Consider the following 14,416-nt stretch of genomic DNA (forward strand, 5'->3'; position numbering starts at 1 on the left):
CCAACGCCGGGTCAGCATCACCCAACCGACGCCCCCAGTAAAGCGAGGGCGCAAACGCGGAGCCGGCGACGCTCGTCCTCGCCGTCATCCGTGGTCTCCTCATGGACCTCGACGCCACAGCCGTCACCACCCGCACCGACCGGGCCTTCCACGACTTCCTCGCCGCGGTCGAGCACTTGCCCGGCGTCGACCCCTCGACCGCCTACCGATCGCCCGACGTCAAAGACTCGCAGGGTGAGCGATAGATTGCCCGCCATGACCGGACTCGGAACCGTCACCTGGCCACCCGCACCGATCAGGACCGAACGGCTCGTGCTCCGGGAGTCCGAGGCCCGGGACCGTACGGCGTTCGTCGAGCTGTTCGCCTCGCCCGACGTGGGCGTCTATCTGGGCGGCCCTCGGCCACGTGACGAGTTGGAGCGCTCGGTGCCCGGGACGCCCGGGAGGCGCCCCGGCCTTTTCGTGATCGAGCTCGACGGCGAGATGATCGGCACCGTCGAGCTCAACCGGCGCGACGCGGAGCATCGCAGTCCCGTCCGTCCGGATGCCGGGGAGGCCGAGCTCGGCTACCTGTTCCTGCCGAAGGCCTGGGGACGCGGGTACGCCGCCGAGGCATGCGCGGCGGCGCTCGGCTGGTTCGCCGACGCGCTTCCCGGCGAGCCGGTGGTGCTCTGCACCCAGACCGCCAACGACCGCTCGCTGCGCCTCGCCGCGAAGCTGGGCTTCACCGAGGTGCGACGGTTCGAGGAGTGGGGCGCCGAGCAGTGGTTCGGCGTGTGGTCCCCGGTCGCACAACCCGGTTGAGCACCCTGCCGCTCCCGTGCCCGTCCAGGACGGCCAGAGTGACGGTCCCGGACGCCGGTACTCTCGGCGCCCGCCGGGTTCAGACGCCCGTCGGGTTCAGGCGACGACGCGGGGGCGCCCGGCGGGCGTGGGAGGCACGCCGAGGCGTTCGAGCAGCAGTCCCTCACGGGTGGACCAGGGGCAGATCTCGACGTTCTTGACCCCGCAGGCTTCCATGAGGGCCTGTGCGATCAGGGCTCCGGCCAGGGACTGTTCGGCGCGGTGCCGGGAGATGCCCGGCAGCTCGGCACGACGGGACGGTCCCGCGGCGGCCAGCAGGGAGACCGAGGTGCGCAGTTGAGGCAACGCCAGCCTCCGTCGGGCTCGCGGTGTCTTGCTCCGGGCGGCGGCGAGCCGGGCGAGCTGTTCGAAGGTCTTGGAGCAGGCCAGCACTCGCCCGCCCGGCTCGGCCTGCGGCAGGCCGGGGACACCTTCCAGGGACCGGCGGAGGTGCTGCCGGATCTCGGCCAGGCGACGCGGGGACGGCGCGGCGCCGCCGGGAAGCCAGTCCCGGGTGATCCTGCGGGCGCCCAGCGGCAGCGAGTGGACGACGCCCGGCTGCTCTCCGGTGCCGGAGGCGATCTCCACGGTGCCGCCCCCGATGTCCAGGACCAGCAGCTGTCCGGCCGTCGGGCCTGCCCAGCGGCGGGCGGCCACGTAGGCCAGCCGCGCCTCCTCCTCGCCGGCCAGCACGCGCAGCCGGGTGCCCGTGGTCCGTGCCACACGCGCGATGATCTCGTCGCAGTTGGGGGCGTCCCGGATGACGGAGGTCGCGAACGCGAACACGTCCTGTCCGCGCAGCCGTGGGTCGGCGTCGACAGCCTCGGCCACGGCCCGCTCGACGCTCTTCACCCCGGCCTTGTCCAGCCGCCCCTTGCGGTCGAGGGTCTCGTGCAGGCTCAGGCGCACCTTGCGGGAGAACACCGGCTCCAGCTCCGCACCCGGACGCCCCCGCACCACCGTCAGCAGAGCACTGTGGCACCCGACGTCGAGCACACTCGCCTGCCGCATCCCATCGCCTCCTTCTGGCCCCGCGCCCGGCCGGACCGGCCTTCTCCGATCCTCCGACAGCCCCTTCGCCGGCGCGACGGGAATTCCGGCCCACCGCGTAAGCATATCGTCACCACCCGTACACCCTCTGCCCCAGGCTTTCGGCGCCGCCCGAGCCCGGTCCCCAAGCGACGGGCGCCGCCACTTCACCGCGCCCGTGCGACGGCCTCGGCGTGCTTATTGGTTTGCCGCCGGCCGATCCGGCCGGATAAGAAGCTTGCATGCTCACAGGCGACAAGGTCGGGCTCAGGGCCCGGCACGAGGACGACATCCCGATCCTTCGGACCGAGCTCTACGACGACGTGGTCAACTCCGCGCGGGCCGAAGGCGGGCCGTGGCGGCCGATCACGCCCGGCTCGAAGGATCCCCGGCTCGTGGTGGACGACACGGAGCAGGGAATCGTCCGGTTCTCCGTGGTGGAGCTGGAGGGCGGCACGCTGGTCGGAAGCGCGACGCTGTGGGGCATCGACACCCACAACCGGACCGCCCACATCGGCCTCGGACTGCTGCCGTCCGCCCGCGGCAAGGGCTACGGCACCGATGTGGTCGCGGTGCTGTGCCACTACGGTTTCGTCGTGCGGAGCCTGCAGCGGCTGCAGATCGAGACGCTGTCGGACAACGCCGCGATGCTGCGCTCGGCCGAGCGCAACGGCTTCGTCCGCGAGGGCGTGCTGCGCTCCTCGGCCTGGGTGCTGGGCGAGTTCCTGGACGAGGTGCTGCTCGGGCTCCTCGTCCAGGAATGGAAGCAGGACTCGAAGGTCTAGATCGCCGTCCGACCGTCAAGTACGGGGTGGGCAGCTACGCGACCGCGCGGCAAGCAGGCGGGAGCGGTGTCACTTGTCGGCGGCGAGCCTGCCGCCGACGCCGAAGCTGTCGGTGGGGGTCTCCTCGATGAAGACCATCACCGTCTCGGCCGGGATCCGGTAGGTCTCGACGAATGCGTCGGTGATCTTCTTGATCAGCTCCCGCTTGAGCTCGACGTCGCGGGGGCCCTGCTGGATGGTCACTGCGGGCATGGCTGCCTCCTGGCTTTCTCGGCGCCGTACAGCTGGTGCCGTGGCGTGCGACCAGTTCACCGCCCGGGCTCTTGATGATCAAGGCGCACTTGACTCCTACACTCATCACGGATCGAGATGAGCGAAAGGGGCGGGGCATGGAGCTGCGGCAGGTCAGGTACTTCCTGGCGGTCGCCGAGGAACTGCACTTCGGACGTGCCGCGGGGCGGTTGCGCATCGTCCAGTCGGCTGTCAGTCAGCAAGTCCGCAGACTGGAACGCGAACTCGGCCTGGAACTGTTCGACAGAACCACCCGCAACGTCACGCTGACCGCCGCAGGGCAGGCCTTCCTGCCACGCGCCAGGGCCCTTGCGGCGGCCGAGGAAGCGGCGCTGGAGACGATGGCCGTGTTCCGCGCCGACCAGCTCACGACGTTGCGCGTCGGTACCAACACCGGCCTCGGCGCACGGCTGGAGCGGCTGTTGGCGGACATGGCACACCATGCGCCGGAGATCACCGTGGAACTGCACAGCGTCCCGCCGGCGCCTCGGCTGCAACGGGTACGGGACGGCGAACTGGACGCCGCCTTCGTCCGCGGGGTCGGCCGGAGCCCGGGACTCGACCTGATCCCGGTATGGCGCGACGAGTTGGTCGCGGCATTGCCCGCGTCGCATCCGCTGGCCGCACGCGACCACGTCGAGCTCGCCGACCTGGCCGCCATGCCGCTGCGCATCGCGCCTCGGCACGCCAACCCGCACCTGGTCGACCTGATCACCGGCGCCTGCCGGGCCGCGGGCTTCGAGCCCGTCATCGGCCCCGCCTTCACCACTGACCAGGACACCCTCGCGGTCATCGGCAGCGGCAAGCCCAGCTGGACCGTCTTCTACTCCGCGAAGGCCGCGATCCTGCCCACCGCCCGCACCGCCTTCCGCCCGTTCGCCTCGCCCGCCCCCGCGCTGCAGACCTACCTCGCGGTCCGCCCGACCACGTCCGCACGGCGACTGGCGCCTCTTCTGGAGGCCTGCCGCTCCCAGGAATCCTGAAGCGTCCTCGCCGAAGCGTTCGGCTCGGGACGGCTCCCGTCCCGGCTCGGGGGGTCACGGGACGGGAGCGCGTCACCTGGTTCTTCCTCGCGTCACGGCCGTACGGATGCACGGGTGTGGAAGTGGTGCCCGCGAGTGCGTCAGGCGGTCGAGGGGGTGAGCCGTACGGGGAGTTCGAAGAGGTCGTTCTGGGTCAGCACCGGCTTGTTGCGCAGGGCCGACGGGGCCACCGCCAGGTCCAGCCCGGGGAAGCGGGCGTACAGCGCGGGCAGCGCCACGCCCGCCTCCAGACGGGACAGGGCGGCGCCGGGGCAGACGTGCGGGCCGTGGCCGAAGGATATGTGGCGGGTGCGGGTCTCGCGGGTGATGTCGAAGTCACCGGCCGAGGGGCCGTGCGCCTCTTCGTCGCGGCCTATCGCGCCGTAGGAGACGATGAGCGCGTCGCCCGCCGGGATGACCCGGTCGCCGACCGGCACGTCCTCGGTCGCGAACCGGATCAGCACGTGCGACGTCGGCGTCGACCAGCGGAGGGTCTCCTCGATCACCGCGGACCAGTCCACCGCGCCCGACAGGACCAGTGCCCGCTGGTCGGGGTGGGCGGAGAGGTTGGCGACGGCGCTGACGATCAGGGAGATGGTGGTCTCGTGACCCGCGGCGACCATGAGCTGGAGGGTGGAGACGATCTCCTCGTCGGTGAGCCGGTCACCGTCCTCCGAGGCCAGGACGAGCGCGCTGGTCAGGTCGTCACCGGGCTCGGCACGCTTGGCGGCGACGGTCTCGGCCATGATCCCGCCCAGTTCGACGAGGGTGGCGACGACCTCCGCGGGCGGGGTCTGGGTGGAGAAGAACTTCTCGAACAGCACCTTCAGCCGCGGCAGCCGGCTCTCCTCGATGCCCATGAGGTCGGCGACGACGTACGTCGGCAGCGGGTAGGCGAACTCCGCCTTGAGGTCGACGACTTCGGCGTCGGTGGGCAGCCGGTCCAGCAGTCGTCCGGTGAGTTCCGTGATCCGCTCCCGCATCGCCTCCACCCGGCGCGGGGTGAGGGCCTGGGCGACGAGACCGCGCATCCTGCGGTGGTCGGCGCCGTCCACGGTCAGCATGGAGCGGCCGGGGTTGGCCAGGCCGATCAGGGGCCAGTCGGGCGGGATCTCGCCGCGCTGCCAGGCACCCCACACGTTGATGTCCTTGACCAGCCGGGGGTCCGTCAGCAGCGCCTTGGCCTCGGCGTGCCGGGTGACCGCCCACACCGGGACCCCGCCGGGCAGTTCGACCGCGGCCAGCGGTCCCGCCGCCCGCAGCTTGGCGCTCTCCCCGTCCAGGTCGGTGACGAACGGATCCAGGGGAATCCGCAGCTCTTCGGTTCCGGACGTCATGATCAGTTGCCTCCCAGGGCAGGGGTGGGTGTGAACCGCACGGGCAGTTCCGTCAGCCCGCGCAGCCAGGGCGAGGGGCGGCGGGTCAAGGACTCGGCCGGAACGTCGAGATCGATGTCGGGCAGCCGGTCCAGGACGACCTCGATCCCCGTCCGGGCGATGACCTCGGCGACCTCCTGGGCCGGGAACGGGCAGCGGTGCTCGCCGTGGCCGAAGGAGAAGTGGGCGTTGTTGCCGCCGGTGAGTTCGTTTCCGACGGGACGCACCTGGGGGTCGGAGTTGGCTGCCTGGAGGCCGAGGAGGAGCAGGTCTCCGGCCCGGATGTGCTGGCCGCCGAGGTGGGTGTCCCGCGACGCCCAGCGGCCGGCGACGTTCTGGGTGGGCGTGTCCTCCCAGAGCACCTCGTTCATCGCCTCCGCGACGCTGTTGCGGCCACCGAAGAGCGAGGCGGCGAAACGGCCGTCGGTGAGCATCAGCCGCAGCGAGTTGCCGATCCAGTCGGCGGTGGGCTGGTGTCCGGCCGCCATCATCACCATCAGGTCCTGGGCGATCTCCTCGTCGGTGAAGCCACCGGGGTCGGCCAGCATGCGCGAGACGACGTCGTCGGCCGGCGCGGCCCGGCGCGCGGCGAGCAACTCGCCCATGGACGAGGCCAGATGGCTCTGTCCGGCGAGAGCGCGCTCCCGGCCGTCGATCATGTCGTTCAGCGCGGTGACCAGACCCGGGCCGTCCTCGTCGGAGAAGCCGTACAGCCGCGCCAGCACGCGTACGGGCAGCAGCATGGCGTACTGGCCGACGAGGTCGGCCGTTCCCTCGGCGCACAGGGCGTCGATCAGCTCGTCGGCGAACCGCTCGGCATGGCGGCGCAGCCGGGTCGGGTCGCTCGCCTCCAGCGCGTTGCTGATCATGGCGGCCCGCTCGCGGTGCCGCTCACCGACCGTGTAGAGGATCGACGGCTGCTTGCGGCCGATCATCGGCAGCAGGGGCCAGTCGCCGGGGATCGTGTCCCACTGGTTCCACAACTCCGAGTCGCGGCTGAACAGGACGGGGTCGCCCGTGACCTGGTGCAGTTCGCGGTAGCCGAGGACGAGCCAGGCCGGGACTCCGCCGTCCAGCAGGACGGGCGTGACGGCGCCGTGCTGCGCGCGCATCTCCCGGTACAGCCGGGCGGGTTCGGTCTGGAAACGCGTACCGCTGAGCGGAACGGCGTCGATGCTCACACGAACTCCCGTGGTGAAGCGGCGGCGTGGGCCCTCTGCCCGGCGTACCGGCTCTGGATGTGCTGGACGAGCGTGATGAGGACCTGCTTGCTGGACTCCCGGGTACGGGCGTCGCAGTCGATCACGGGCACCTGCGGATCGAGGTCCAGGGCCTCGCGGACGTCGCTGTGCGCGTGGCGGGCGCCGCCGAAGTCGTTGCAGGCCACGATGAACGGCGTGCCGTGGCGCTCCAGACGGTCGATGGCGTACCAGGAGTCGTCGATGCGCCGGGTGTCGACCAGGACGACCGCGCCGAGGGTGCCGGAGAACAGCCGGTCCCACAGGAACCAGAAGCGTTCCTGGCCGGGCGCGCCGAAGAGGTACAGCACGTTGCGCTCGTCGAGGGTGATCCGGCCGAAGTCGAAGGCCACGGTGGTCGCGGTCTTCCCGCGGACCTCGCTGATGTCGTCGACCGCCTCGCCGGCCCGCGTCATCGTCTCCTCGGTGTTGAGGGGACGGATCTCGCTGACCGAACGGACCATGGTCGTCTTTCCGACGCCGAAGCCGCCCACGACGACGATCTTCAGACCGTTGTCGGCGGTGGCACCCAGGGGGGTGCGCACGTCAGAGGTTGCGGAGTCCAACGAGCACCTGCTCCAAGACGTCGGGATCGGGAAGGGCGGAGTTGCGGGGGTGGCGGGCGCTGACCCGGCCGGCGGCGAGCAGGTCGGACAGCAGGATCTTGGTGATGCTCACGGGAAGCCCCAGTTCGGCGGCGACCTCCACCACGGCGGTGGGCGCCTGCGTCAGCCTGAGGACCGCGGCGTGCTCGGACTGCATGCCGACGGTGGGGTCGCTCTCGGCCACCACCAGCGTCACCAGGTCGAAGGGACTGTCGGGCCCCGAGCGGCTGCGTCCCCCGGTGAGGGTGTAGAGCCGGTCGGGGGCGTCGTCCCTGCCCGGGCGCTTCACGCCGTGCGAGGCGGGGCCGTCAGGTGCTCGCCGAGCTGTTCCACCAGCTCGCTCATGTTGTGCCCGACGAGTCCGGGTTCGGCCTCCTCGGTGGTGACCACGGCGAGGTGCGCGCCTTCACCGGCCTCGACGATGAACAGCGTTCCGCCGTAGAACTCGGTCATCGAGGAACGCACGCCTCCGCTGCCGTCGCCGAACTCGACCGAGGCGCCGTGCGAGAGCGACTGGATGCCGGCGGCGATGGCGGCGAGCTGGTCGGCCTGGTCGACCGTCAGTTCCGGGGTACGGCACAGCTTCAGCCCGTCGCGGGAGAGCACGAGGGCGTGCCGGGCCCCCGGGGTGCGCTCGAGAAGTCCTTCTATGAGCCAGGTGAGCTTCTCGTCGGCGGTCGTCGTGCCGGTCATGAGGTGGTGTCGCCTTCCGGGTGCGAGGGGGTGGGACTGCCGGGCGCCGTCTCGGTCTGCGGGGACGGCGTGGTGTGCGAGTCGTCGGGGGCGGGCGGCAGCGGGTGCCCGCCCGTGCGCTCCGCCGGGCCGGCGGCACGCACCGCCTGGCGGAAGGCGCCGAAGCGGTTGGCGCGGACGCGGATGTCCTCGGGCGGGTCCGTGCGGCGCTCGGCGCTCCGGGCGGCGGCGCGTGCGCTCTCGGCGGCGGCCAGGGTGCGGCCGCGCCGGCGCTTGGGCAGTCCGTCGCCGGTTTGCGGGGCGTCGGTGCCGGTCTCCTGCGGCGGGACCTGCTCCGGGGCCGTGGCGGCTTCGGCGGGAGCGGGCGCGCCGAGATCCGGCTGCGGGGCACGCGTCGGGGTGCTGCGCGCGGGCGGATCCGCCGGGCGTCGCACGGGGGACGGCGCCGCGGTGAGGATGTCCTGGGGGATGAGCATGAGCACACCGGTGCCGCCCCGCGCGGAGGGCCGGAAGGACACCTTCATGCCGTGCTTGCGCGAGAGGCGTCCCACCACGGCGAGGCCGAGCCGGGTGCCGGTGAGTCCCCCGAGTCCGCCCGCGTCGCCGGAGACGGCCTGTTCCGCGCGGCGCAGCTGGACGTCGCTCATGACGAGCCCGCTGTCCTCCACCGAGACGATGGCGCCGGCCGGCACCTCCTCGACGTAGACGTGCACCTCGGCGTTGGGAGGCGAGAAGTTGGCGGCGTTGTCCAGCACTTCGGCGAGCGCGTGCATCACGCCCTCGGCCGCGTGTCCGGCCACCGCGGTGTCACTGACGGAGTGCAGGCGGATGCGCTGGTAGCCGCTGATCCGGCCCATGGCGCCGCGCAGAACGGACTCCATGGAGATGGGGCGCGCCCAACGGCGTCCCGAACGCGCGCCGGTGAGGACAGCGACGGAGTCGGCGAGACGGCCGGCCTGGGCGGTGCGGTGGTCCAGGTGCAGCAGGTCGGCGAGAACGTCCTCGTCGCTGTGCCGTTCCTCCATGGCGCGCAGGTCGGCCAGGGTGCCGGTGGCCAGTGCCTGCATCCTCGCCGCGGCGTTGGCGGTCGAGGCGATCGCGGTGTCGCGGTCGCCGAGGGCGCGGTCGAGTTGCCCGGAGAGCCTGCGCACCTCGGCCGCGAGCCGGGCCCGTTCGGCCTCGGCCTCCTGGGCGCGCACGGCGCGTTCCCTGGTGAACTCCTCGGCGAGCCGGGCTCGTTCGTGTGCGGTGGCGTCGGTGTGCCGTTGGTGTTCGCGGCGCCATCGTTCCGCCTGGAGGTCGCGCTCCTGGGCGACCCGCTCGGCCTCGGCGGTCGCCGTCCGCAGCGCGACACGTACGGAGCGCGCGGCGCGTCGCGCGTGTACGGCGACGGTGACGGCCCCGCACAGCACAACCGCGGCGATGGCGCCGCCGCAGCCCACGAGCGCCTGTGCCGACTCGGGTACGGACGTGACGACCCATACGACGGCAAGGGCGGACAGGGCAGCGGTCAACAGGGGTAGGGGCAGCAGCGAACGGATGGTGGATCGGTCGCCGGAAGGGGCGGGCGGGGTCATCGCTCAGGTCCTCGGGTGGCCGCTCGGGAACGCGACCCTTGTTTGTCCTAAGGGGCAGATAGTGCACAGAAGTCTGTAGTCGGTGATCAACCGGGCGTCACTATACGAGAGTTTCGATCACCCCGAACAGTGTTCGACCAGCACAGTTCGCAAACTCGCCATCAAGTGGTGCCGGATGTCGGCGCGGGGCGACCCGACTCGACGGCTTCCTCCCCCGGCTGACCAGAGATTCTTTGTGCGGGCTGTGCGAGTTGTGCGGCCGGGGGCCGAACCGGAACACACGCCGACGGCGTTGACGACAGGGCGCGTGCCCCGTTGCCCCCCCCCGCCTCCGGGAGGGACACGGTCCGCTCCGCTCCGCTCCGGTCCCGTACGCGAGGTGTACGCGCCGTGCGAACACTTACGGCACTCGGGCCTGTTGGCGCAGGTCCGGCAGGAGAGCGGTCACAGGAAGCGGAGTTGGCCCTCGGCTCGGACGTCCGTGGGCTCGGGTGTCCGCGGCCCGGACGTCCGCGGCTGGGTGTTCCCCCGCGCGGCGCGTGCCCGACCCGCGTGTCCCCCGTCGCCGAGTGGGCATACGCAGCCGAGGCCGTCGGCATCGGCCGGAGTGGCGAGCCGGTCGCCCTGCCGCCAGGCTGACGGTGACGGCAGAGGTACCGGCACGCGGGACGGACGGACAGACGCACAAAGGGACTGGTTCCACATGCAGATCGATCTGACGGGACGCACCGCCCTGGTGACGGGCTCGACGCAGGGTATCGGCGCGGCGATCGCCGCCGGGCTCGCGCGCTCCGGCGCCCGCGTAGGGGTGAACGGCCGAGACGAGCAGCGGGTCGCGGAGGGCGTGGCGCGGCTGGCGGCGGAGGTCCCTGGGGGCTCCTTTGTGCCCGTGGCCGCCGACGTGGCGAACGAGGAGGGCGCACAGCGTGTCCTGGAGGCGCTGCCGGAGGTGGACATCCTCGTCAACAACCTCGGCATCTTCGGCTCCGCCGACCCCCTGAAGATCAGCGACGAGGAGTGGCGGCGCTATTTCGAGGTGAACGTGCTGGCCGCCGTACGGCTGACCCGGCTGTACCTTCCGGGCATGACGGAGCGCGGCTGGGGCCGGATCCAGTACATCGCCAGCGACTCGGCGGTCGTCATCCCGGTCGAGATGATCCACTACGGCATGTCCAAGACCGCGCTCCTCGCCGTCGGCCGCGGCTTCGCGAAACAGGCGGCGGGCACGGGGGTGACGGTCAACTCGGTCATCGCCGGTCCCACCCACACCGGCGGGATCGAGGACTTCGTCTACGAGCTCGTCGACCGCGACCTGCCCTGGGACGAGGCCCAGCGCGCATTCATGCGGAAGCACCGGCCGCAGTCCCTCCTGCAACGGCTGATCGAGCCCGAGGAGATCGCCCACATGGTCGTCTACCTCAGCTCCGACCAGGCTTCGGCCACGACGGGCGGGGCCCTGCGGGTCGACGGCGGATACGTCGACTCGATCCTGCCCTGACGACGCGGGTCCGGCGGTCGGCGCACGTCGCCGCGAAAGGACAGTGCGGCTCTCCGACGACCGGCCTCGGTCGTCGTGCGTGACTCAGCCCGGGGTGCCGCTCCGACGGAGACGAAGAGGCCGAGCCGGCCGCAGCTTGAGCGCCGAGGTGGCCGACTGACGTGCTCGGTGGCCGGCCTCCAGCGGCCGCCGGTCAGTGGTCTCGCTTCGCCTCCACGGCCGTCACATCCACAGCACGCCGTCGTCCTCGTGCTCGCGCACGCGGAACGCGATCATCCGGCACAGCAGGCCGCCCGGCACGGGCTCGCCGTACGGGAGCTTGACCGAGCCCTTGCCGGTGGAGAAGTCGGCGAGGTCCGTGTCGAACGCCTCGCGGGTGCTGGGGGTGAACACGACGTTCGCGTGCTTCGCATGGCCGCTGACCATGAACAGGATCGTCCCGGACGGGTGGACCCACGCGGGATGGCCCCACTTGATCGCCTCGCTCGCCGCGGGGACCGTCTCGAGAGCCAGCGCCCGTACCTGTTCAAGCACCTCGCGGCCCTGCCCAGCGAAGCCCTCGATGTACTCATCGATCGTCCGCGGCTTTCCCATGGCGTCAGTGTGGCACTGCCCACCCTGCGCCACCCCTCAGTCGTTCGCTGCCGGGCCGGTCCGGACGACGGCCTGGTCGCCGTGGGGGCCGAAGAGGTGCAGGATTTCGACCGCTTCGGCGTCGGCGGGGCCGAACCAGTGGGGTTCGCCGGTATCGAACTCGGCCACCTCGCCCGGACGGAGAGTGATCTCGCGCTCCCCCAGGATGAGGCGGAGCCGGCCGGCGAGCACGTAGAGCCATTCGTAGCCGGAGTGGGTGACCAGCCGCGGTTCGCGGTGCGAGAGCACCTGCTTGAAGACCTGGACCCGGCCCGGGTACTGCGTCAGCGGCACGAGGACGCTTCCGCGTTCCCTGCTTCGAGGCTTCAGATGGACCCGCGGATCACCGGTGGCCGGAGCCGTCACCAGCTGGTCCAGCGCTACGCGGTGGGCGCGGGCGAGCGGGATGAGGAGATCGAGCGTCGGGCGCCGTCGGCCCGACTCCAGGCGCGACAGCGTGCTCACGGAGATTGCGGTGTCCTTCGACAGGGTTTCGAGGGTGATGCCGCGGTCGCGCCGCAGGGCGCGCAGCCGGGGCCCGATGCTGTCGAGGAGTTCCGCGAGGTCGGCGTCCATGGGGCCATTTTGCAGTCTTCGCAAAATTCCTGGGCCCGGCCCCTCCCCCGGTCCGAGCCTGGGCGGCAGCCGATCCCGTAGAAGGGGGACCTCCCGTGCTCACGACATCCCTGGCCGCTCCGCCCTCCCCGCCCTCCCCGCTCAGCGCGCGCAGGCGCTGGACGGTACTGGCCGTCTGCGCGCTCAGCATGTTCCTGGTGGGTGTGGACACCACCATCGTCAACGTGGGCCTGCCCGAGATCGGGCACGGCCTCGACGTGGGCACCCGCGGTCTGGAGTGGGTCGTCAACGCCTACACCGTGGTCCTGGCCGGCCTCTTCATCGTCTCCGGCGCGCTCGCGGACCGCTTCGGACGCCGCCGCGTCTTCCAGTGCGGACTGCTCGTCTTCGGCCTGGCCTCCCTCGCCTGCGCCCTCGCCCCGTCCCTCGGTGTGCTGGTGGCCGCCCGGGCCGTTCAGGGGGTCGGGGCCTCCATGCTGAGCCCGGTGGCCCTGGCGATCGTGGTGAACGCGATGCCCGACCCGCGGGAACGAGCCCGGGCGATCGGCGTGTGGGCGTCGGTCTTCGGGCTCAGCATGGCGGCGGGCCCGGTCACCGGCGGGGGGCTCATCGCCGCGTTCGGCTGGCGTTCGGTGTTCTGGATCAACGCGCCGGTGGTCGTCGCCGCCCTCGTCCTGGTGGCCGTGTTCGTGCCGGAGTCCCGCGCGGAGCGCGCCCGGCGCCTCGACCTGCCCGGCCAGGTGCTCCTCACCGTGGTGCTCGGCCTCTTTGTCGGCGTCCTCATAGAAGGGCCCGGCATCGGCTGGGCCTCGCCCGTGGCGCTCACCGGCTACGCGCTGATCGCGGCGGCGTCGGCAGGGTTCGTCCTGGTCGAGCTGCGCCGTCATGAACCCTTGATGGACCTCGGTCTCTTCCGCCGGCCGCCGTTCGCCACTGCGGTGCTCGGCGCCATGGCGGTGTTCGTCGCGCTGAACGTGAGCCTGCTGCTCAACACCCTCTACCTCCAGCAAGCCCGAGGCTGGACACCGCTCGCGAGCGGCGCCGCGACCCTGCCCATGGCACTCGGGGCCACCCTGTGCGCGCCCTGGTCCGGAGTCCTGGTCGGGCGCCTCGGACCGCGGCGTCCGCTGATCCTCGCGGGCACTTTCCTCACGGCCGGCGGTCTGTGCCTGACCAATCTGGACCAGCACACGAGCGTGCCACTGATCCTCCTCGCCCATCTGCTGATCGGCGTCGGGTTCGGCTTCGCCAACGCCCCTCTCACCAACACCGCGGTCAGCGGTCTGCCGCTCTCCCGGGCCGGCGTGGCAGGGGCGATCACCTCCACCGCGCGCCAGGTCGGCGCGGCGGTCGGTATCGCCCTCGCCGGGGGCCTGGTCGCGGGCGCCGGCCCCACCGGCCTCGCCGCCGCGTCCCATCCAGGATGGCTGCTCGTGGCGGCCTGCGGACTGTTCCTCTTCGTCGTGGCCCGCGCCTCGCAGCCCGCCACCGTCCGCACCCGCCGGCCCGGGCAGGAACGACCGCTGCGTGTACGCGCCGGTCGCGGACAGGGGCACCGGCGCGGCCCGCACGACATGAGCCGCTGACCCCTCGCCGGGGCGGGTGCGACGGTCGTACATAGGGTGGCAGCATGTACATGCGGGGGCGCAGGCTCAGATTCACAGCGGTGTCGGCGATGGTCGTACTGGCCCTGACGGGGTTCTCGTCGGGCCGTGGTGACGGGAGCGCCAGCCACGACAGCGGCGGCGGGGCCGGTTGCAGCAGTTCCAGCCAGGATCAGGACGGTTCGTCGACGTCGGACAGCGGTGGCTCGCGCAGCAGCGCCCCGTCCAGCGGCTCGTCCGGCAGTGACGGGTACGACTCCGGGACGAGTACCGGTGACAGCGGGACGAGTACCGGTGACAGCGGCGCCGGTGCCCGGCCGACCGAACGTCCCACCCCCACGGCGTCCTCCTCCGGCGATACCTCCCGGCCTCTGAAGGACGGCACTGCCGTGCTCATCCACTGCGCGAGCATGGACGACCCCTACGCGACCGTCGAGGTCAGGAACCCGAACGGACGCGAGGGCCTCTTCACCATGAAGATCGACTTCAAGGACGCGCACGGCTTCACCATGGTCGATGCTTCCCATCAGGTGTGGGTGTCCGCGAAGGACAGAGCAACCGTCCGGGTCGCCGTTGCCGGCACGGGGCGCGTGGACAAGATCGATCACTGTGAGGTCGATCCACGGGCCACTGCCGACCGGTGACG

Annotated in this window: 18 protein-coding genes; 7 read left to right on the forward strand and 11 right to left on the reverse strand. The window is 71.8% G+C overall.

The features are described from left to right. Window positions 1–101 precede the first annotated feature (101 nt). Both OG933_RS02715 and OG933_RS02720 read left to right on the forward strand, forming a co-directional pair. Window positions 102–245, forward strand: coding sequence for a hypothetical protein (locus OG933_RS02715; RefSeq protein WP_405625106.1), 144 nt, complete (start codon window positions 102–104; stop codon window positions 243–245). Window positions 246–255: 10 nt separating this feature from the next. After that, entirely contained in the window at window positions 256–804 is a 549-nt protein-coding gene (locus tag OG933_RS02720) for a GNAT family N-acetyltransferase (RefSeq protein WP_405625107.1), read from the forward strand. A 96-nt stretch (window positions 805–900) separates the two neighbouring features. Here the strand turns inward: OG933_RS02720 and OG933_RS02725 are convergent, their stop codons facing one another. Further along, window positions 901–1,854: a hypothetical protein gene (locus tag OG933_RS02725; RefSeq protein ID WP_362532663.1), complete on the reverse strand. Its 954-nt coding sequence runs from the start codon at window positions 1,852–1,854 to the stop codon at window positions 901–903. Between the two features lie 260 nt (window positions 1,855–2,114). On the opposite strand from OG933_RS02725, the gene OG933_RS02730 reads away from it, so the two are divergent. Next, entirely contained in the window at window positions 2,115–2,657 is a 543-nt protein-coding gene (locus OG933_RS02730; RefSeq protein WP_362532660.1) for a GNAT family protein, read from the forward strand. 69 nt (window positions 2,658–2,726) lie between these two features. Here the strand turns inward: OG933_RS02730 and dmpI are convergent, their stop codons facing one another. Then, entirely contained in the window at window positions 2,727–2,909 is a 183-nt protein-coding gene (gene dmpI, locus OG933_RS02735) for a 4-oxalocrotonate tautomerase DmpI (protein ID WP_362532657.1), read from the reverse strand. 137 nt (window positions 2,910–3,046) lie between these two features. On the opposite strand from dmpI, the gene OG933_RS02740 reads away from it, so the two are divergent. Next, window positions 3,047–3,931: a LysR family transcriptional regulator gene (locus OG933_RS02740; protein WP_362532655.1), complete on the forward strand. Its 885-nt coding sequence runs from the start codon at window positions 3,047–3,049 to the stop codon at window positions 3,929–3,931. Between the two features lie 140 nt (window positions 3,932–4,071). Here OG933_RS02740 and OG933_RS02745 read toward each other — a convergent pair whose 3' ends face one another. From OG933_RS02745 to OG933_RS02770, 6 genes are read right to left on the reverse strand one after another with little or no spacing between them, the layout of a single operon-like run. After that, window positions 4,072–5,307 carry a cytochrome P450 gene (locus OG933_RS02745; RefSeq protein ID WP_405625109.1) on the reverse strand — a complete coding sequence of 412 codons (1,236 nt, stop codon included), beginning with the start codon at window positions 5,305–5,307 and terminating at the stop codon, window positions 4,072–4,074. Between the two features lie 2 nt (window positions 5,308–5,309). After that, window positions 5,310–6,527, reverse strand: a complete 1,218-nt coding sequence (locus OG933_RS02750) for a cytochrome P450 (RefSeq protein WP_362532649.1) — start codon at window positions 6,525–6,527, stop codon at window positions 5,310–5,312. Next, window positions 6,524–7,150, reverse strand: coding sequence for an ATP/GTP-binding protein (locus tag OG933_RS02755; protein WP_372481667.1), 627 nt, complete (start codon window positions 7,148–7,150; stop codon window positions 6,524–6,526). Before OG933_RS02755 ends, OG933_RS02750 begins: the two co-directional genes overlap by 4 nt. Beyond that, window positions 7,131–7,478 carry a DUF742 domain-containing protein gene (locus OG933_RS02760; protein WP_314225445.1) on the reverse strand — a complete coding sequence of 116 codons (348 nt, stop codon included), beginning with the start codon at window positions 7,476–7,478 and terminating at the stop codon, window positions 7,131–7,133. Before OG933_RS02760 ends, OG933_RS02755 begins: the two co-directional genes overlap by 20 nt. Beyond that, window positions 7,475–7,882 carry a roadblock/LC7 domain-containing protein gene (locus OG933_RS02765; RefSeq protein ID WP_020126464.1) on the reverse strand — a complete coding sequence of 136 codons (408 nt, stop codon included), beginning with the start codon at window positions 7,880–7,882 and terminating at the stop codon, window positions 7,475–7,477. The genes OG933_RS02760 and OG933_RS02765 overlap by 4 nt, the downstream gene beginning before the upstream one ends. Next, the gene (locus OG933_RS02770; RefSeq protein ID WP_405625113.1) at window positions 7,879–9,459 is read right to left on the reverse strand and encodes an ATP-binding protein; all 1,581 of its coding nucleotides are present in this window, start codon (window positions 9,457–9,459) and stop codon (window positions 7,879–7,881) included. The genes OG933_RS02765 and OG933_RS02770 overlap by 4 nt, the downstream gene beginning before the upstream one ends. Before the next feature lie 703 nt (window positions 9,460–10,162). Here OG933_RS02770 and OG933_RS02775 point away from each other — a divergent pair. Next, entirely contained in the window at window positions 10,163–10,957 is a 795-nt protein-coding gene (locus OG933_RS02775; protein ID WP_362532641.1) for an SDR family oxidoreductase, read from the forward strand. A gap of 222 nt (window positions 10,958–11,179) precedes the next feature. Here OG933_RS02775 and OG933_RS02780 read toward each other — a convergent pair whose 3' ends face one another. Next, window positions 11,180–11,551 carry an iron chaperone gene (locus OG933_RS02780; RefSeq protein WP_405625116.1) on the reverse strand — a complete coding sequence of 124 codons (372 nt, stop codon included), beginning with the start codon at window positions 11,549–11,551 and terminating at the stop codon, window positions 11,180–11,182. 36 nt (window positions 11,552–11,587) lie between these two features. Further along, a complete protein-coding gene (locus tag OG933_RS02785; RefSeq protein ID WP_362532635.1) occupies window positions 11,588–12,166 on the reverse strand; it encodes a helix-turn-helix domain-containing protein in 579 nt (192 codons plus the stop codon). A gap of 95 nt (window positions 12,167–12,261) precedes the next feature. On the opposite strand from OG933_RS02785, the gene OG933_RS02790 reads away from it, so the two are divergent. Then, on the forward strand, window positions 12,262–13,752 hold the full coding sequence (locus tag OG933_RS02790) for an MFS transporter (protein WP_405625118.1): 1,491 nt from the start codon (window positions 12,262–12,264) through the stop codon (window positions 13,750–13,752). 190 nt (window positions 13,753–13,942) lie between these two features. Here OG933_RS02790 and OG933_RS02795 read toward each other — a convergent pair whose 3' ends face one another. Then, window positions 13,943–14,110: a hypothetical protein gene (locus OG933_RS02795; protein ID WP_405625121.1), complete on the reverse strand. Its 168-nt coding sequence runs from the start codon at window positions 14,108–14,110 to the stop codon at window positions 13,943–13,945. A 49-nt stretch (window positions 14,111–14,159) separates the two neighbouring features. On the opposite strand from OG933_RS02795, the gene OG933_RS02800 reads away from it, so the two are divergent. Beyond that, the gene (locus OG933_RS02800; RefSeq protein WP_405625123.1) at window positions 14,160–14,414 is read left to right on the forward strand and encodes a hypothetical protein; all 255 of its coding nucleotides are present in this window, start codon (window positions 14,160–14,162) and stop codon (window positions 14,412–14,414) included. Window positions 14,415–14,416 lie beyond the last annotated feature (2 nt).

It is taken from the genome of Streptomyces sp. NBC_00016 (assembly GCF_045040885.1).
GTDB lineage: Bacteria > Actinomycetota > Actinomycetes > Streptomycetales > Streptomycetaceae > Streptomyces > Streptomyces coriariae.